The organism is Methylosinus sp. Sm6, assembly GCF_019802345.1.
Lineage (GTDB): Bacteria > Pseudomonadota > Alphaproteobacteria > Rhizobiales > Beijerinckiaceae > Methylosinus.
Genome location: NZ_JAINDZ010000036.1, coordinates 26,261 through 46,008, shown reverse-complemented (window position 1 = coordinate 46,008; position 19,748 = coordinate 26,261). Strand labels below are relative to the sequence as shown.

The 19,748-nt window shown below is 65.9% G+C and carries 6 protein-coding genes; 3 read left to right on the top strand and 3 right to left on the bottom strand.

The window, feature by feature from the left end:
• Nucleotides 1-17 precede the first annotated feature (17 nt).
• Complete coding sequence (locus K3F48_RS19330; RefSeq protein WP_255609412.1) at nt 18-509, bottom strand: efflux RND transporter permease subunit; 492 nt, start codon at nt 507-509, stop codon at nt 18-20.
• Between the two features lie 220 nt (nt 510-729).
• On the opposite strand from K3F48_RS19330, the gene K3F48_RS19325 reads away from it, so the two are divergent.
• Nucleotides 730-1,317 (top strand): RNA polymerase sigma factor, encoded by a 588-nt coding sequence (locus K3F48_RS19325; protein ID WP_222577079.1) that lies wholly within the window; start codon nt 730-732, stop codon nt 1,315-1,317.
• A 143-nt stretch (nt 1,318-1,460) separates the two neighbouring features.
• Here the strand turns inward: K3F48_RS19325 and K3F48_RS19320 are convergent, their stop codons facing one another.
• Nucleotides 1,461-3,695, bottom strand: coding sequence for a tetratricopeptide repeat protein (locus K3F48_RS19320; RefSeq protein WP_370631455.1), 2,235 nt, complete (start codon nt 3,693-3,695; stop codon nt 1,461-1,463).
• Between the two features lie 325 nt (nt 3,696-4,020).
• On the opposite strand from K3F48_RS19320, the gene K3F48_RS19315 reads away from it, so the two are divergent.
• Both K3F48_RS19315 and K3F48_RS19310 read left to right on the top strand, forming a co-directional pair.
• Nucleotides 4,021-5,937 (top strand): substrate-binding domain-containing protein, encoded by a 1,917-nt coding sequence (locus tag K3F48_RS19315; protein WP_222577078.1) that lies wholly within the window; start codon nt 4,021-4,023, stop codon nt 5,935-5,937.
• A 95-nt stretch (nt 5,938-6,032) separates the two neighbouring features.
• Nucleotides 6,033-8,012, top strand: a complete 1,980-nt coding sequence (locus tag K3F48_RS19310) for a substrate-binding domain-containing protein (protein ID WP_222577077.1) — start codon at nt 6,033-6,035, stop codon at nt 8,010-8,012.
• A gap of 485 nt (nt 8,013-8,497) precedes the next feature.
• Here the strand turns inward: K3F48_RS19310 and K3F48_RS19305 are convergent, their stop codons facing one another.
• Complete coding sequence (locus K3F48_RS19305; RefSeq protein ID WP_222577076.1) at nt 8,498-19,732, bottom strand: filamentous haemagglutinin family protein; 11,235 nt, start codon at nt 19,730-19,732, stop codon at nt 8,498-8,500.
• Nucleotides 19,733-19,748 lie beyond the last annotated feature (16 nt).

Sequence of the window (19,748 nt, the reverse complement as noted above, 5' to 3'; positions counted from 1 at the left end):
CGTCACGGGATCGAGCGTCAATTCCGAGCCGGACGGCCGCGTGCTGCTCGGCCTGCGTTCGAAGTGACTCCGGCGCGGGGTAAGCGGAAGCCCTTGACGAGCGCATCGATCGCCGGAATGACGACGAGAGTCAGCACGGTCGAGGAGGCCATTCCGCCGATCATCGGCGCCGCGATGCGCTGCATGACCTCCGAGCCCGCGCCATGACTACAGAGGATCGGCAGCAGGCCGGCGATGATGGCCGTGACCGTCATCATCTTCGGACGCCCCCGCTCGACGGCGCCGAGCATGATCGCCTCATGCAGATCGGCGCGCGTGAAGGCGCGCCCCTGCGCGGCGAGCTCGGCGGCGATCTCCTTCAAGGCCTGATCCAGATAGATCAGCATGACGACGCCGGTCTCTGCGGCGACGCTGCGACGGTAATCGCAAAGGTTCGGCGCGAAACACATATTTGAGAAAATCCATCTGAATGTTCTTGCCGCAACTCCTGTCCGGCTGTCGATCGGCATCGCTGGTGTTCGCCCGGCAGAGCCGGCGCGGCAACTGTCCCCCCCGCTCGCGAAGGACGACGCAAACGCGCTGGCGGCGGCGCGACTTCTCGAAGCCTTCATCGGGGCGAAACCAAAATATAGCGCGATTGTCATCGGCGGGTCGCGGGCGGAGATTATCTCGCGAGCATTTTCAAAAAGGAGGCGACGTAAGGCCTCGATTGATGCGGAGTGTGTTTCGATGACGATCGACTCCAGCCGCGCGGCCCTGATCGACTTTCTTCTCGATCAGTACGACGATCTCAAGCGGCGTCTCGCCCGTCGATTGGGAGCGGAGGCTGCGGCGGATGCGTTGCAGGACACGTTTGTGCGGCTCAACGCGAATATCGAGATTGGACCTATTCGGAGTCCGCGAGCCTATCTCCTTCGCATCGCCGTGCGGCTCGCCGCCGAACGGCGCAAGAACGAAATCTCGAACATGCAATCCGACATGGATCTGCTGTCCGAGATCGTCGATGACGCGCCGGATCCCGAGCGCATCGTCGAGGCGCGTTCAGAAGTCGAAGCCTTGAAGGTCGCGATGAAGGAGATGCCGCAGCGGCGGCGCGACATATTGATCGCCGTCGCCATCGACGAGATTCCGGCTTCGGTCATCGCCGCACGTTTCGGGGTGACCAGACGAACCGTTCAAACGGAGCTGAAAGTCGCGCTGATCCATTGCGCGAAGCTGCTCGACCGCGAGCTTGCCATGCGCATGCCATCGAAGCGCGGCCGAACGGCGCCCCATCCGAACAATGGAAGTGAGGAGGGCCTTCTCGGCGGCGGATGATCTGTCCGATTCGATCGAACGGAGTCGTTCGATCGAATCGGAATTGGCTCCGACGAATGGAGGCTGAAGCGCTTTTTGATCCTACTGGATCGAATGGCGCTCCAGGGCGCGACCATTCGCGAATGGCGCGGCTATGCGCATGCTCACCCGCCGACGCTGGCGCGGCGCAGATCGCACCACTGGCTCCACAGACGCGACAATTCATTCGAGAGATTGTCTCCGAAGCGCGTTTGGTCATTGAGCGGCGACGCCGCGATTCGCATGCGCAGCCCCTCGCGCAGGACTGCGAGATCGCGAGGGCGCTTCGCCCAATCGACCGCCAATGCGACATAGTCGTCGATCGAATGGACGCAGAAGTCGGCAAGGCCCGCGGCGGTGAGATGCGTCGCCGAATGGCGGCCGGCGAACGTATCGCCGACGAAGGTGACCGTCGGCACGCCCATCCACATCGCCTCGAGCGTGGTGACGCCCGCGGAATAGGGAAAGGGATCGAGCGCGAGATCGACCCTCGTCGCATAGAACTCGAGCAGCTCACGCTGCTCGGTCCGGCCGACGAGCTCGACATGCTCGCGAGACAAGCCGCCTTTTTCGAGAACGGCGTAGAGCGCGTCCTGCGTGGCGCGCTCGTTCAGCCCGCCATAGACCATGAGAATGCGCGATCCGGGGAGCTGCTCGATGATCCGCGCCCAGGCGCGTCCGACCTCGGGATTGATCTTCGCCGGACGATTGAAGCAGCCGAAGGTGACGGCGCCAGTCTCGAGCGCCGGCAGCGGCGGCACGTCCGGAGCGTTGGTCGGCGGATGATAGCAGACGTAGCAGTCCGGCATGCGAATGACCGGCTCGACGTAGAACTCGTCGTCCTGCGGCGGAATCTCGACCGCGTCGGCGATGATTCCGTCATAGGTGTCGAGGCCGATGGTGCCGACATAGCCCGCCCAGCTCAATTGGATCGGCGCCGCGCGCTTGCCGAACACCGACAGGCGATTGCCGGCCGTATGTCCGGAGAGATCGAAGAGAATGTCGATCCGGTGCTCCTCGATGAGCGAAGCGAAGGCCTGATCGTCGAGCTCCGATACATCGGTCCATGATTTCGCCGCGGCCTTGTAGCGCGCGCTGAAATCATCGTCCTCGCGCCGCGCATCGGTCTTGTAGCAGTGGAGCTCATAGCCGAGGGCGGCGAGCTGCTCATAGGCGCGCAGCGTCAGGAAGGCGGCCGCATGGCGATGCATATCGCCCGAGACGAGGCCGATGCGGGGCTTGCGCGTCGGGTCCGGATCATTGGCGAAGTCGAGCCGACCGCGCGGCTGCGCCGGCCGGTAGAGCGCTGCCCAATTCTTATGCGCCTCGAGCAATTCGCGCTTGGTGACGCTCGGATAATGCTGCAGGGCGAACAGCAGAGTGCCGGCGGCGTCGGCGCTCTCGGGCGCGAGCTCGCAAGCGTGGCGATAGGCGGCGACGGCCTCGTCGATCCGTCCCTGGCCGAGCAGGCCGAAGCCGCGGCCGACATGATGCTCGGAGCGCAGCGGATCGAGCGCGATGGCGCGGTCGATATATTGCAGCCCATGCGCGAAGAAGCGCTGATTGATCAGGAACTGGCCGAACACATATTGCGGCAGGGCCACGTCGGGAGCGCTGTTCGCCGCCATCTCGAACAGCCGTCCGGCCTGCTGCTCGCGCCGCGCCGCGCCGAAATTCACGCCGAGATCGATCAGGGCGCGATAGTTCCGGCTGTCCAGCGCGGCCGCCGCCTGCATGTCGTCGATCGCCTTTTCGTGATCGCCCTCCATCACCCTGGCGAGGCCGCGCGTGCGATAGGCGTCCGCATAGGCGCCGTCCAATGTCAGCGCCGCATCGAGCGCCGCGATCGCCTCCTTGCGGCGATTTTCGCCGAGCAGCGCGAGGCCGAGGCTGTATTGCGCGAGCGGCAGATGCGGATTGCGGGACAGGCCGAGCTGCAAGAAGGGAATGCCCTGCTTGGCGCGCCCGGTCCGCGCGAGGCAGGTGCCGATCTCGGTCAGCGACGGCGGATGATTCGGCGTCACCGTCAGCTCGCGCTGGAAGGCGGCGATCGCCTCCTCGAAACGATCGAGCTGGCAGAGCGCGACGCCATGCGCATAATGAAAGCTCGGCTGATCGGGAGCGCGGCGCGCCGCGCTTTCGAACTCGCGCAAGGCTTGGCGCCACCGGTCGGCGCGCGCATGCTCCATTCCGCGCGCGTGAATTTTGCGCGCGCGCGCGAGCTGCTCAGGCGAGGCGGCGGCCTGCGCCGCGCCGGCGATGATCTGGGCGCCGCCGTTGATCTGGGGAGTCGCCGCGAGCTCCGACGGCGCGCGCGCGCCGTCGGCGGGCGGCTGAAAAAAGCCAATCGTATCGGCCATTTCTAAATTCTCCCGAGCGGGCAAATCGGCAAATGAGCGGCGCAACATAAAGAGTTTCGACGGCCGTTGCGACTCTATTTTTGGATGGAATTCAAATTTATTTTCTTCGCGATCGGCGAGAAATCGCCCTCTACCAAGTGTAGGGCGCCGTGACGGCGACAAATGGAGCGGCTGAAGTGGCTCGGTAAGCGTAGTTGTCGCGACTATAGCCATCTGTCTGTCGGATAATCGTTGCAGAACTGTCATTTTTGACAGGATCGACCCGACCTCCCTCGGGAGGCCGAGCCCTGTCGCGCGCCCTGCGAAGAGTGCTCAGGAGAAACTCATGTCTACTTTTTCTTTTGGCAAAACCCTGCGTGACGGCAGCTCGCTGCTCGCGCTGTCGACCGTTCTGATCATCGCCCAGCCGGCTCACGCCACCGACGGCCTCTTCGGCGGCGGCAGCACGCTCGCCTCGATCGCCCAGCGCCAGTCCGGCGACTGCTTCATCGGCGTCGGCATTGCTCCCAACACCGTGTCGACGCTCTGCGCGACGTACACGACTGTCACCACCCACGACCTGCTGGAACTCTATGCCGGCGCCGGCAGCGGCGCGGGCCTGCGCGGCTATATCTCCAACGACCCCAAGCAGCTGTTCCGCGGCAGCGTGAACACCGGAACGGCGTCGCAAAGCGTGCAGCTGCCCGCGGATCCGCCGAAATTCCTCGACAGCGCGCGCTCTGCTCCGTTCAACGCCTATCCCTATCCGCGCCTCGACTTCGGCGCCAGCGACTCGCCGCTGCCCTCAAATCTCGTGAGCACGACAGGGACCTACGGGACCTATACCTACAATGCGACGCCGGCTGCCAACTGGGCGCTGGGCACGACGACCACGTCGGTCGCCGTCACCCGCGCCAATACGACGTCGACGGTCGCCTTCAGCACCGCCAGCTTCGGCCAGCCGATCCAGCTGCCGCTGTTCGAGGCCGGCGTCGCCGTGGCGGTCAATCTGCCGGCGGTCAATGCGTCTACTGGCACGTTCACGAGCGGAACGACCACCTGGACCATCAAGTCGCAGTTCTCGACCACGGCCGCGGGCGGACGCATCCAGCTCTCGACCGCGCAAGTCTGCGCGATCTTCTCGGGCCTCGTGAAAAAGTGGGACTCCACCGACACCATCCCCTATCTCAAGAGCGACGGCACGACGGGCGTGGAAGACTTCCGGGCCGCCAACACTTGGCATAAGGATGCGGTGTCCCCGGCGGTCCCGGGCACGGGCGGCGGAACGGCCTACTTCGCCGACACCGCCACTCAACCCACCTCCGTGCCGATCACCATCGTCTATCGCTCGGACAGCAGCGGCACGAGCTATATCTTCACCAATTATCTGAAGACGGTCTGCCCGCTGCTCGATCCGGCCGACTATTATGGCTATAAGTCGATCTTCGGCACCACCGCGCTGCCCGACAACAGCTTCCAGAAGCTCATCGACAAGGTCACGAGCTTCGTTCCCGGCACTCGGCCGGCCCACAGCCTGACGCTCGTCGGCGCGTCCGGCAGCGACGCCGTCGCGGCGGCGGTCGGCCAAAGCGCCGCCAATTACGGCCGTATCGGCTATCTGAGCAACGACTTCGTCGCGCCCTATAATCCGGTCACGACGACGCGTCCGCACGCCGCGAGCATTCAGGACGACTTCCAGCGCTGGGCGGGCGTCTATCATCCCGGCCAGAGCGGCGTCACCAGCACCACCACCACTGTCACGGCGCCGCAGAACTTCATCGCGGCGATTCCGAGCAGCACCAATTTGGCCTTCGCGGTGCTCACCGCGCCGACCGTCAGCTCGACCTGGGTGGACTATAATATCTATGCCCAGGCCTTCCCGACGCTCACTTATCTGCCGGGCAGCGGAACGTCGGTCAGCATCACCGGTCTCTCCAAGCTTCCCTTGGCGCCGGCGGCGGGAGCCTATCCGATCGTCGGCACCGCCTATGGCTATGTCTATAGCTGCTACGGCAACGGCCGCGACGGCGTCGCCGCCGCGACCCGCGTCACCGATCTGGTGAACTACCTGAATTGGTATTACACCGACATCAAGTCTCAGAGCATCGTGACCACCAACGGCTTCAATCCTCTGCCGGCCGCCTGGACCACGCCCATCCGCAACGCCTATCTCGGGGTTGGGTCCACCTCTGGTCAGTGGATCACCGCTCGCAGCACGGGCGCGATCCAGGGCTGCACCAGCGTGACCGGCGGCGCGCAGTAAGCCGCGCTCGCCTTTCTCCCGACAATCATCGCCGGGCGCGTCGCAAGACGCGCCCGGATTTTCGATATCGCGGACGCGTATTTTTGGAGAATCTGATGTCTATTCTTTCCTTCAGCAAATCTCTGCGTGACAACGGCTCGCTGCTCGCGCTGTCGACAGTCCTGATCGCCGCCCAGCCGGCCCACGCCACCGATGGCCTCTTCGGCGGCGGCGGCACCCTCGCCTCGCTGGTCCAGCGCCAGGAGGGCGACTGTTTTTACGGCCACACCGTCACCGGCGACGGCTATAGCTTCAACACCAGCACCAGTTGGGCCCCTGGGCTCGGCTTGCTGCCGTCGCTCTGCACCACCCATACGACGGTCAGCACCTTCAACGTGCTGGAGCTCTATGCCGGCGTCGGCAGCGGCGCGGGTCTGCGTGGCTACATCTCCAACGATCCCAAGCAGCTGTTCCGCGGCAGAGTGAACACCGGAACGGCGGCGCAGCTCGTGCTCCTGCCTGCCGATCCGCCGAAGTTCCTGGAGAGCGCGGGCCCGGCTCCGTTCAACGCCTATCCCTATCCGCGCCTCGACTTCGGCGCCGGCGACTCGCCGCTGCCTGCGAACCTCGTGAACTACGGATACGGAACCTACGGAACCTACACCTACAACGCGACTCCGACGACCAATTGGCAGTCGGCTGCGTCGATCACCATCACGCGCGCCAATACGACGTCGACGGTCGCCTTCAGCACCGCCAGCTTCGGCCAGCCGATCCAGTTGCCGCTGTTCGCGGCCGGCGTCGCCGTCGGAGTCAATCTGCCAGCGGTCGATGCGTCGGGCTCCGCGACGAGCGGCGGGATCACCTGGAACATCAAATCGCAGTTCTCGACCACGGCGGCGGGCGGACGCATCCAGCTCTCGACCGCGCAGATCTGCGCGATCTTCTCGGGCCTCGTGAACGACTGGCGCTCCACCGCCACCATCCCCTATCTCCAGAGCAACGGCACGACCGGCACGGAAAGCTTCGCGGCCTCCAACACTTGGTACGCCGCGCACGCCAGCCATGGCATGGGCGGCGGCACGGCCTACGTCTACTCCTCCTCCTACTTCCCGATTAAAATCGTCTATCGCTCGGACAGCAGCGGCACGAGCTATATCTTCACCAATTATCTGAAGACGGTCTGCCCGCTGCTCGATCCGACCGATTATTACGGCTATCGGTCGATCTTCGGCACTACCGCGCTGCCCGACAACAGCTTCCAGAAGCTCATCGATCAGGTCACGAGCTTCGTTCCCGGCACTCGGCCCAGCCATAGCCTGAACACGATCGGCGCCGCCGGCGACGACGCCGTCGCGGCGGCGATCGGCCAAAGCGCCGCCAATTATGGTCGCATCGGCGTTCTGAGCAATAATTTCGTCGCGCCCTATAATCCGGTCACGACGACGCGTCCGCACGCCGCCAGCATTCAGAACGACTTTCAGCGCTGGGCGGGCGTCAAGCATCCCGGCGAGAGCGGCGTCACCACCACCACCACCACCACCACGGTCACGGCGCCGCAGAACTTCATTGCGGCCACGCCGGCGAGCGCCAATTTGGCCTGGGCGATCCTCACCCCGCCGACGTGGACCTCGACCTGGGCGGATTATGATATCTATGCTCAGCGCTACGCGGCAGGGGCGGATCTCAATTCGGGTAATTATGCTTCGACTGGGTGGGTCGACCGCTACACCACGACTGCGGCGTTTCTCAGCATCACCGGTCTCTCCAAGCTTCCGTTGGCGCCGGCCCCGGGGGCGTATCCGCTCGTCGGAACAGCCTATGCCTATGTCTATAGCTGCTACGGCAACGGCCGGGACGGCGTCGCCGCCGCGACCCGCGTCACCGATCTGGTGAACTACCTGAACTGGTATTACACTCGCATTGAGTCTGTAGCCACAGTGGTCTACAACGGCTTCAATTATCTGCCGGCCTCATGGACGGTGCCTATCCGGCAAGCCTATCTCGGGTTGGGGTCCACGAACGGTCAGTGGATCACCGCTCGCAGCGCGGGCGCGATCCAGGGCTGCACCGGCGTGACCGGCGGCGCGCAGTAAGCCGCGCTCGCCTTCACTCGCCAATCATCGCCGGGCGCGTCGCAAGACGCGCCCGGATTTTCGTTGCGCGGCGTCGACGAACGGTGATCGCGGCTGCGCGCTTCGGCGAGCCGGAGTGACCGACTTCGGCTAGGATGGCCGGGTCGCGCAAGACGAAGCGCCGGAGAGAGCGTTCCACCCTCCCCTCGACCGGGTCATACGGTTTCCGGCCGATCACTGCGTATCTCGGCAAAACCCAGAGTCCTCATCCTGAGGCGCTTTTTGCGGAACGCAAAAAGCCTCGAAGGATGCTCCAGAAGGCGGGGCGGCCCATCCTTCGAGACGGCCCCTTCGGGGCCTCCTCAGGATGAGGGGACTGGCTTTTCAAGCTGATCGCTCGCGAACCCCCGATGGGCGGCGTCATCCAATTCGAAGGTCCTCGTGAGCGAGCCTTCAGGCTCGCTCGTCAAAGGTTTCGAATTGAATTGATCCGCGCCGCGAGAAGCTCACCGTCTCCGGCGCTCTCTTTCGGTCTCGGCGCCGGCGTCGCTCGCCGGCGCGCCGCCGAGGCCTTCCGCGTCGCGCTCATTGCCGCCATAGCCCAGCACCTCCACGGTGATGATCGACGGCGCGTCGGAGGCGTTGTTGCCGGCGCGCGGCGTCTCCACCATTTTGGCGGCGGCGCCCGCCGTGTTGGAGGCCGAGGTCAGCGCGCCGACATTGGCGGCGGATGCAACATTGGGCAGGCCCGACACGCTGCCCTGCACCTGAATATTATAGGCGTTGTTGACGCGCGCCGCGACGATGGTGAGATTGCCGGCGACGCGAATGCCCGCCGCCCCCGCGTCCACCGTGCCATGCGGCGCCGACAGCACGGCGTTGGAGAGGCTCGGATCCTGCGTCGGCAGAGTGACGATGGCCCCGATGCCGGCGCCGGTGACGAGGCCCTGCGGATTGACCGCGCAATAGCCGGTCTGCGTTTCGCAGATCTCGCTCAGCACCGGATTGGAGGCATAGGTCTTCGGGCCCGAGCCGGCGTCGATATCGCCATTGCCGGAGAATATCTCCACATTGCCGCCCTGCTGGGTCATGATGCGGCTCTGATTCACCAGAACGGTCTGATCCGTGTAAATGCGGATCGAGCCGCCGCGCAAGGTCAAAATGCCTTCCTTGTTCGGCGGGAGCGTGTCGCGGCCGGCGGAGCCGACGCGTATGCCGCCGCTCGGCCCGAGAATATTGATGTCGCCGCCGTTCTGCGTCTCGACCAGGGAGAAGGGCATGACGAGGCGGCCGATCGCGGCGGGATCGGCGCCGCCGCTGCCGTCATTGGCATAGCCGAAGCTCGTCGGAAACAGCGTCCCGATCGCCTCATAGGCGCGGCCATATTTGCCGTAATAGACGCTCGCCGGGTCGCGGTAATCGAGCGAGACCTGCGTCAGGAAGGAGAGGAAGGCCTGATCGATCAGCAGATGCTGGCGCGTTTCCGAAAGCTGCTGAAAGCTCGCCCAGGCCGCGTCGCGCGGCTGGCCGAGCCTCTCGGCGATGAAGGAGAGGAAATCTATGCCATTGGCTCCGGCCGCGGTCGGATCGACATAGAGCGAGATCGCCGAGGCGTAATCGACGCCATTGGCGGCGCCATAGAGAAGATAAATATCGGCGCCCTTCTCGGGCAGATAATTGTGCGGAGTCGCGATGCCGCCTGCCGAGCCATTGCCGAAAGTGAGGACGTTGAACGCGGTGCTGAAATTGGACCCCACCGGCTTGCGCATGTTGCGTCCGGCTTCGAGCAGCAGGGCGCCGGGGCCATAGAGACGAAAATTCCCGTTGATGTCGCGTCCGGCGACGATGCTCGTCACATCGGCGTCGGTGAAATTGAGCCCTTCGAAGATGAAAGCGCTGTGGCTTCCGATGTCGCGGCCGACGCGAATCTGCGCCGGCCGCTCGACGATGTATTGGTCGTCGAGCTCCAGCCCTGCGCTGTCGAGGTCCAGCCCCGCGCTGATGACCACCGGCGTGGTGTTCGTCAGCGCCGTCGGAGCGTATGGAAGGGTCGAGAGGCCCAGCGGATCGAGGTACAGGGCATTGTCGTTGCCAGGGGCTCCGATATAGGACGTCGACGTCAGCGTCCTGATCGAGCCGCCGCCGCGGATGGAGCCGGCCGCCGCCAATGTGAGGCTCGCCGTATTGTGACCGCTGTCGTCGGTCGGAAAGCCGATGGCGGTGGCATTGAGCGCGATATCGCCCTGCGGCGCTGAGACGAACATGCTCGCGGCGGCGGCCTCCCCGCTTACGTCGCCGGCGACGCTGGTGAGAGAGAAGCCCGACTGCGAACCAATGCTGGTGAAGCGATTGCCCCAGAGGCCATTGCCGGCGAGATCGATGTCGCCTTGGCCTCCTGGCAAATATCCGGCGATCGACAGTGACTGCACATAGGAAGGAGCAGGGTTCTGATAGGGACCACCATTGCCTCCTTGCGCTGTCTTCGTCGGATCGAGCGTCGTCAGAGCAAGATCGCCCCGGGCGACCACGGAAATATAGCCCTGCTGCACCGCGAGCTGCAGCTGAGAGGGCGCCATATCCAGCCGATCGGTGATCGGATTGTCGGCGGTCTGCCGGGCGGCGCCGCCGACCTCGATGCGGCCCGCGCCGCGGCCGACGAGAAAGGCGCCGGAATTGAGATCGCCGCCCGCCTGCACGAGAAGATTGCCGCCGCCGAAATAGATCGCATGAGGAGGGTCCTCGGCGGTGACGCCGCCGGCCACGATCATCGTCTGCGGCAGGGCGGCGGCGATATCGGTGATGTCGCCGCCGGCGCGCAAGGTGATGTCGCCGCCGCCGAGCGCGCCGAAATTATGGAAGAAGGTGCCGTAATTGACCCAGGAGGCGGTTTGGCAGGTCGGGGCGTTGCTGCAATTGGCGAAGGGCGTGCGGCTGCCGTCCGAATAGCCGTAATGGATGAGCCAGTCGGCCCAGGTCGCGCTCGTCGCCACGCCGTCGACCGTCGCCGTGGCGCCGACGCCGATGATCGAGCCGCCGGCGCTCACCCGGACCGCGCCGCCGCCGGTTCCCCAGGCCGGAGTGGTGATGAGTCCGTTGGGATTGGCGAGATAGCCGGTCGTCAGAGTCGCTGCGGTGAAATCGGACGGCGTCGCTGCGGCGACGCCTGCCGTATAGACCGCGCCTTGAACGACCGTATCGACGAATTCGACATTGCCGGCGGCGGCGAGCGTGATCGATCCCGTCCCGGTGCGCACCAGAGTCGGAACATAAACCTTGAACGTGACGTTAAAAATGCTCCCGGTCTCCCAATCGAAATCCTGAAAGGGCGTCACGTATTCGTAGGTCGTATGCCCGTCGATCACCACGCTGCCGACCGGCGCCTTGGGATCGACCGCGTCGAGCGCGATCACCGCATCGGGATCGACCGAAGCCTTGCCGTCCGCGAGGAATTTCGCGCCGGCGACGAAATCATAGGAGAAGCTGCCGCCGAGGCTCGCCGGCATCAGATCCGCCGCCGAGGTGGTGTTGAACACGGGGACACCGCCATAGAACGCCGGATTATTGGCGATCATATCGGCGGGATGCTGCGGATCGCCGGCATTGTAGCGGACGAAGAAGCCGTCGGTGATCGTCGCATTGACATTGATATTATTGGCCGCGCGCAGCGCCAGGGTCCCCGGCTCGCCGCCATTGGCGGTGCGATAGGCGAGATTGATCCGGCCGGATGCGTCGACCGCGCCCGCGCCGAAATTCCAATTGCTGGCGACGGTGATATTGCCGCCATTCACGGCGGCGCTCGGATTATGAAGATCGATCTCCGGCCGCAGATGCAGCTTGCCGCGCACATTCTCGCCGAATTTGGCGGCGATCGCCGCGTTGTTGCCGCCGAACGGATTTTTGACGAAGCCGAGCAGCGTCTCCTGATAGAAGGCGACGTGATCGGCGTTCACATCGACGCTCGGCGTGAAGATGCCGGTGGCCGGATCGGTCGTTCCGTCGATCTTCGTCCCATCGGCGCGATACCAGCCGGCCGGATCGATGATTCCGTCGAAATGCTTCCCCGCTCCCGCGCTCGTCGGATCGGTCGTGCTCCAGACCTCATAGGCGTTCAGCGCCACGCTGCTCGCGCCGACGACGCTGTCGGAGGCGCCCTCGTAGAAGCTGACATTCACATTGCGCAGCCCGTTCACATCGGTGGTCACGGGGGCGCGGATCGACACGGTTCCGCCGACGCCGCCCTCGCCCGGGCTCACGTCGAGCACAGCGCCCGAAGCGACGCGAATCTTGCCCGAGCCTTCCGGCTTCACCTTCTCGCTGCCGTCGGCGTTGAGCGAGACGCCGTCCCAATGGCCGGTGACGCCGAGCGTGATCGACCCGCCGTTCGGGTTCAGCGCGGATTCGCCATTGGCATAGCCGGGATCATCGGCCGCCGCCGCCGCATAGCGGGCGAGCAGCTTCGCGCCCGCATTGATGGTGACGCCGCCGCTGGTGACGCCAGCCTTCGTCACGCCGGCGCCATAGAGCGCGATGCTGCCGCCGGTCGGCCCGCTGGCGTCGATGGTTCCGTTCACGATGACGCTGCCCAGATTGGCGACGAGCTTCGCCTCGATCGAATTGAGCGTCACCCCCGTCGGCACGACGAGATCGCCCGGCTGATAGATCGCCGCCTCGAAGCGCCGGGTGAAGCCGCCCCAGGGCAGCTCGCCGATGATCCGGCCCGTGCTCAGCACGAAGCTGCCGCCCGTGTCCTTATAGGCCGACGAGCCGTCGAGCGTTCCATGCAGCGTGGTCGCGCCATCCGCGCCCGTCGCGATGAGAATTCCGCCCGCATAGCCCCTGCCGGAGGCGGCGACGCTCACCCTGGCGCCCGCGGCGACGGTCACATCGCCATGTTGCGCGACCAGCTTCACCGTTCCGCCGGGCGTGTCCTGCACGACATCGCCGAGCGTGACCCGCGCGCCTCCGGCGTCGATCAGGGCGCCGTCCGACAGCGTGACATCGCCTTGCGTGGCGGTCAGCGACACTTTTCCCCCCAGCGCCCTGAGCGCGCCCGAGCTCGTTATGTCCGCCGCGGTCAGCGCCAGAGCGCCGCCGATCTCCGCCGCCGCCGCATCCGACGCGCCGGTCGAGCGGATCGTCAAAGCCCCGCTCGTCGTCAGCGCCTGCGTGCTTTTGGCCGCCGCAATGATGTCCGGCGCGGCAAAGGAGACATTGGCGGCGCCGGAGCCATTGCTCGCGGTCAGCGAGCCCTTGTCGACGAAGCGGATCGATTTTCTGGCCTCCAGCGCGATGCGCCCGAAGCCATTCGCCGTCATCGTCCCGGCGCCCTGCGTGATCGACTCGCCGGCGACGAGCGTCAGCGAGCCGTTCCGGCCCGAAAGCCCGTTCGCCGTCGTCGAGGCGCCGCGCGTGTTGGTGAGAACGATATTGGACGCGACGAGGCGCGTCGCGCCGCCGGCGCTGTAGAAGCCGCCGGCGTCGAGCGTCAGCGTGCCGATCGGATGGGCGGCGTCGCCGATCGCGAGGCCGCCGCCGTCGTAAAAATTGATCGCGGAAGCGCTGCGCAGGCCGACCGAGGCCGCGCCGGCGAAATTGGCGATGATGGCGTCGGTCAGCACGAGTCCGCCGGACGCGCCGTCGCCGCCGAAATCGATGATCTTGGCGGAAAGGTCGAAGGATTTGGCGATGAGCGCGACCTTGGCTGCGAGCCGGTTGGCGCCGCTCGAATCGAGGGTGATCGCCGCCGCCTCGATCCTCACGCCGGCCGCCTGGCCCGCGTCGACGAGCGTCGTCGTTCCCGGCGCGGTCCCGATGAGGATGCTGCCGTTCTGCGCCGTCGCGCCGCTGCGCGTGACGGCGACCGTCGCGCCGGTCGAGACGCGCAGCAGCGAGCCGTCGCCGGCCACGGCGATCTCCCGATCGTCCCCGCCCTGGATGGCTCCGACCGCGGCGATGGCCGAACCGTCGTCGACGACGATGCCGCCGCCGCCCGACTGGGTGACGACCAGAAGTTCCGGCGCCGAGAGCGGATGCGCGGCGTCGGTTTCGATCTCGACATCGGTGGCGATGGCGGTGACGGCGAGCCTGCCGGACGAATCGACGCTCGACGAGCCGCCGATCAGCAGAGTGGTCGCGCCGACGCGGCTGAGCTGATCGGCGTCGACGACGAGATAGCCGGACGAATCCGCAGGCGCGGTCCGATCCGCGGCGCGCACGAGAATCTTTGCGGCGCTGATCGCCAATTGGCCGCCGGTGCCGGAGAGATCCGCGGCGAGCGGGCTGGAGCCGCCGGAGAAGTCGAAGGAGCCCTCGACCGACAGCATGTTACGCGCGGCGAAGGTCAGCGCGCCGCCGTCGATCGGCAGAGCGGGAATGGCGGTTCCCGCTGTCAGCGCGCGATTGCGGATGAAGCTCGTTCCGGAGGTGATGTCGATCTGCGAATAGCGCGACCAGGTCGATTTCGACTGCAGCTGGAACAGAACCGTCTGCGACGAGCGCGTGCCGGCGATGACATTGGCGAAGCTGCCGGTCACATAATTGGAGCCGTCGGCGGTCGAGAAGCTCACCGCGGCCGCGGTCGGCGTCGAATTGGCCGCCACGGTGACGCGATAAGCGCCGGGCAGAGTGGCGTACATGCCGGGCATCAACGTATAATAGCCGGCCGGCACGCCATTGCCGCCGGTAATATAGATCGCAGTGCCGGCCGTGGCGTTCAGCAGGCTCGAATCGAAGACTGTGCCGGCGGATGCACCGGTGTAGGCGAAGGTCGGATCATAGGGGGCGACCTTGGCGGAAGAGGTCGGAACCAGCGCATAGACCGACGAGCCGGCGAGCACATTGTGGCTGCCGCCCGTGCCGGCGACGAATTCGCTGGCGTAGATGTCGCCGCCCCCGGACAGATCGAGCCGCGCGCCCTGCGCGGTGACGACATCGGCGCCATTGAGGGTGATCGCCTTCGCCGGGCTCGCCGTCAGCTGGAAGCCGTTATAGCTGCCGCTGCCATCGGCGGCGACGCTATAGAACGTATTACCGACGTACCAGACCTCGCCGTCGACCGTATAGCCATAGGGGACGACCGATCCGGCGCCCGAGACCGAGGTGAGGCTGCCGGCGCCGAGCGTCACTTTTTCGGTCGTCGTCGTATTGCCGAGCACGATCTGGCCGAAGGGCGCCCACAGCGTGCCGTTCTGGACGATCTCCGTCGCGTCGAGAATGAGCGTTCCGCCGGCCGACAAGGGCTGAGTGGCGACGCCAGTCTGCTCGATGGCGATCCTGCCGGTCGCCGCGAGCGTGAAGCTCGTGCCGCTGGTCGGATAGATTTCCGCCGCCTTCAGCGTCAGATCGCCCGCGACGGCGAGCGAGCCCACATAGTTATTGCCGGTCGACTGGGGATTGTCTCCGATCAGCCGGATCGCGTCGGCGCTGGCGATCGTGACAGAGCCGAAGTTTTGGAAGCTGACGTTGGCGCCCTGGTTATTAATCGAGGGATTCCCGACATCGATCCATTGCGCCGCGAGATTCAAGACGCTCGCGCCGGGCGTCGCATCCGGCGGAGGAACATTGGCGCCCTGCCGGAGCCAGATATAGCCGGCGGTCAGATTCACCGTCGCCGCGGCGCCGGGATCATCGCCGGCCGCCGGCAGCGACGTGACATTGCCGCCGAGGATCAACGAGCCGCGCAGATTGATCGACTGCGATCCGACGAAGGTGACGTTGCCCATCGTGATCGAATCGAAGCCGCTGTTGTTCAGCGTGTCGACGCCGATGAAAAAGCCGGCGCCCAGCGTCGAATTGTCGACGACGCCGACCACTCCCTCCGGCTCGACTGTCGCTCCGATGAGCACGAGCGAGCCATTGTTCGCCAGCGGCGAGCCGCCGCGGGCGCTGACCGTTCCGGCGAAATAGCCGCCCGCATCGATCGTCAGCGTGCCGCCGTCGCTCCAGATGTCCCGCCTCGCGAGCCGTTGCGACAGTCCTGCGCCCGAGGGAATATCGACGCTGGCCGTCGCGCCGTCGAGCAGGAGCGAAGCGCCGCGCTTCACATCGACGATGCCTTTCGCGTTCGTCAGGATGATCGATCCGCCGTCGATCACGCTGCCGGTTCGATAGGCGGTCTGCGTCGGATCGTCAACGAAGACGCCGCTCACATCCAGCACCGCCTCGGCGCCGATGGTGATGGCCGGCTTTATAGCTTCGGCGCCACCGTAGGTCCCGCGGTCCACGACCACGTCGATCTCGCCGCCGGGCGCGGTGACGCCGCCGAGCACCGTCACCGCGCCTTCCACGCCCTTCAGCGTGATCGTCGCCTGCCTGGCCGCATTCGCCTCCGCGACGATCCGGGCGCCGGAATCGACCAGCACGCCGGCCGCGAGGCCCGGCTCGTCGTAGATATAGGCGGTGTGCTGCAGGGCGAAGCTCACCGGATTGCGCAGCCCGTCCGGCGCGAGGCCGACGCGCGCGACGTCGCGCAGGCTCGCGCCGGTCGGCGCCGACAGCAGCGCCTCCGACGAGAGGTAATTCGCCTGCCGCAGCGCCACCGTCGTTCCGGCTGTCACCGTCGCGCTTCCATAAGTGCTGGTCAGCGAATAATTGGCGAATCCATTGTCGGTGAAGAAGCTCGCGGGCAGCACGATCTCGCCCGACCGCTCGCCGGACCTATAGGACGTGATCGCTCTCGTCTCGCCGTCGATCGTGATCGTCGGCGCCTGCAGCGTGAAGGTTCCGCCCGAGCTGAAGCCGTTGGAATAGATGGTCCCGCCGAGCACGACGGTCGCGGCGTTCGGTTGATTGCCGCCGCTCGGATAGTCGGTGCTGGATGGCGGAGCGCCGCGGGAGGGATCTGTCCAGACGCCCTGATAGGTGAGGAGAGAGAGGCTTCCGCCTTTGCCGACCGGCAATCCGTCCGATCCGCGCGCGAGCCGGCCGTTGGCGCCGATATAGCCGCCGCTCGATACGTCGATGACGCTGCCAAGCGACAAAATGATGCTCGATGTGGCGTCGATGCGGTCAGCGCCGGACGAGCCATTGCTCATCTTGACGGTGCTGATGCTGACCGATCCGCCATTCACAAAGGCCGAGCCCTGCAATCGATCGCCCACAGCGCCAGCGTCATTGATCCACAGCCCGCGAACATCGAGAACGGCATTTGTGCCGATAATGATATCCGGCGACGCCGAACCATCGGATGGCGGCAATAAATGGCCTGTGAGCGTGATCGCGCCGCTATGCGCGATGATCGAGCCGTCGATCGTCTCGACGCCGGCCAGGCTGACGGAGCCGCCCGGCGCGACTTTCAGCACCGCGCCTGTCGCCATGTTCACGGTCGGTTGAGTGTTGGCGTCACTGTCGGGGCCCTTGATCGTGATCGAGCCGAAGCCCGTCTCCGACAAGCGGTCGGTGAGCAGCGGCGTCGTCTCCGGCGCCGTATAGTCCGAGCCAAAGATGTAGGAGGCGAGACCAAAGGGATCCTCGCCCGCCTGCTCGCTCGATTCGAGCAAATATTTGCCGCCGCCGGTGATCGTCAGCGAGGCGGCGGCCGGCAATTGCTCGAGCGAGGTCTGCTGTTTCGACCCGCCGCCGATGGCGTTGGCGCGCTGGCGCAGGCCCGCCACCGTCTCCGCGACGATGGTTCCGCCCAGCAGCGGAGTCGCCGTGAACGACAGCGATCCGGCGCTGGCGCCGGCGAAATAGGACGCTTCGTAATAGGGCTTGCTCAGCAGCGGATTGGTGTAGGTCTCGCTCACGCTCCAGCGCGCATGATTGACCGTGAAGCCGCCCGCCGTGGCCGTGCCGACATAGCGGATGGTCGGATCGGCCGAGCCGATGTCGTAGAAGCGCCCGTCGGCGCCGATGAGGCGCGTCGTGTTGATCGCGCCGCCGGCATAGGAGACATAGCCGCCGGAGAGATCGACGATGGAGCCCTTCTGCTGAATGAAATATGTGCCGCCGACCGAGAGCGAGCCGCCGACCGTCAGCACCTCCTCGATCGTTTTCGGAATGAGGGCGGCGTAGCCGGACGCGTCGACAATCGGCGAGCCGACCCAGGACACGCCGTCCGCGCGCGTGCCGGACCGGCGCGTGTCGACCGTCACCGTCGTGCCGACGAGGGCGGCGGCCAGCGGCGAATCGGCGATCTCATTGGGCGTGACGATGAAGCTCACGAGGAATTTGGAGAGCGGAACCTCGACATCGGCGAGGCCGGAGAGATCGATCGTCGCGCCTGTCTCGAGCAGGACCGTGCTGGCGCCGCCGATGGTCACGGCGGCGCTCGGCGCCCGCAGCAGCGAGCCCGACTGGAAATCGACGTCGCCGTTGATTGTGATGCGCGGCTGCAGGCTCTCGGTGAAATAGGCGGATGTCGCGGTTCCCGACGGAACCGTTCCGCTCTCGTCGTCGGGCAGAATGGCGGTGACGCTGTCCGGGCCGAACACGGCGCTCCCGCTCATCGTGATCGAGCCCGGGCGCGTCACGCTGGTCGTCGCCGCCAGCACGCCGAGCTGCTCGATCTTCTCGCCGGAGACGGTCACCGCGCCGTTCGGCGACAGAAGCAGGCCGTCGTTTTTCGCCAGGTTCACGGCGCCGAGCGGCAGCGGCGTGAAGGTGGTGGCGGAGCCCGCGTCGATGGTGATGGCCGTATGCACGCCCGTCGAGGTCGGCAGCGGCTCGTGGAGCTCCACCGAGCCTTGCGCCGCGAGGATGATCTGCCCGTTCTTGGTCGTTATGCTGCCGGAATTGGCGACCTGCGCGCCGAGCAGCGCGACATAGCCGCCGTCGCCGGTCACATTGGTCGAGGTGGTGAGGGTCGCGCCCTTCTCGACGACGATCGCCGCGTTGCCCTCGCTCTCCGCGAAGCTCTGTCCGTCCTTCGACCCCAGGATGAAAACGGCCGAATTGCCCGTGGGGCTGGAGAATGCAGGTATTTTGGGAAACAGTCCCTGCCCCGCGGCGGCGCCGACGAAATTCTTATTCGCCGCTTCTTCATTCGGCGGCACATAGGCGGTCACCGCGCCGAGCCCGGCGACGTCGAGAGTGAGCTTGCTGTAGTCGGAAGCCCGGTTGAACACGCTCGCCGCCGCCGTCCCGTCGATGTCGAGCGAGGAGGCGATCAGCGAATGGACGTTGATCTGCGAGCCGGCGCCGAAGATGATCCCATTGGGATTGATGATCAGCACCGTGCCGTCGGCCTTGATCTGGCCGAGGATGCGGCTCGGGGCGCCGGTCGCGTCGATGCGATTGAGCGCCACCCAGCTCGTATTGCCGTGCTGATCATAGACGACGGTCGTGTCCTGCGAGACATTATAATAGAGCCAGGTCATCGCCGCCTGCGCGGCGGTCTGGTCGATGGTGACCGTCGTCTTGCCGTCCTTGGCGTTCTGCGTCGGCAGCTTCGCGTTGATCCAGAGATTGGGGTTGGTCGAAACGCGCGGATCGACCACGAGGCCCGGCAGCTTTCCGGCGCCGCCGAGCGACAGGCCGTCGGCGATCCCGACATGGGCCGCGCCGGCCGCCGCCGCGCGCGCCGCGGCCTGAGCGGCCTGCATCGACTGGATCGCCTGGCTCGCCCGCGTCAGCGTGCTCTGGCTCTGCCTGGCGATGGTCGCGGCCTGCCGCGCCGCCTCCGACGCCGCGTCGATCGCCACGCCCGGCGCCGGAGCCGCCGCTCCCGGGCCGAGCGGCCGCGCCGCCGCGCCGTCAAATCCATGAAAGACGATCAGCGTCAGAGCGAGCGCGCTCGTCCCCATCAGGAGACTCCGGCGC

What these genes read in the sequence shown, in the direction of transcription:
- K3F48_RS19310 (WP_222577077.1), top strand. Translation starts at nt 6,033, where the DNA reads ATGTCTATTCTTTCCTTCAGCAAATCTCTGCGTGACAACGGCTCGCTG.
- K3F48_RS19320 (WP_370631455.1), bottom strand. Translation starts at nt 3,695, where the DNA reads ATGGCCGATACGATTGGCTTTTTTCAGCCGCCCGCCGACGGCGCGCGC.
- K3F48_RS19305 (WP_222577076.1), bottom strand. Translation starts at nt 19,732, where the DNA reads ATGGGGACGAGCGCGCTCGCTCTGACGCTGATCGTCTTTCATGGATTT.
- K3F48_RS19330 (WP_255609412.1), bottom strand. Translation starts at nt 509, where the DNA reads ATGCCGATCGACAGCCGGACAGGAGTTGCGGCAAGAACATTCAGATGG.
- K3F48_RS19315 (WP_222577078.1), top strand. Translation starts at nt 4,021, where the DNA reads ATGTCTACTTTTTCTTTTGGCAAAACCCTGCGTGACGGCAGCTCGCTG.
- K3F48_RS19325 (WP_222577079.1), top strand. Translation starts at nt 730, where the DNA reads ATGACGATCGACTCCAGCCGCGCGGCCCTGATCGACTTTCTTCTCGAT.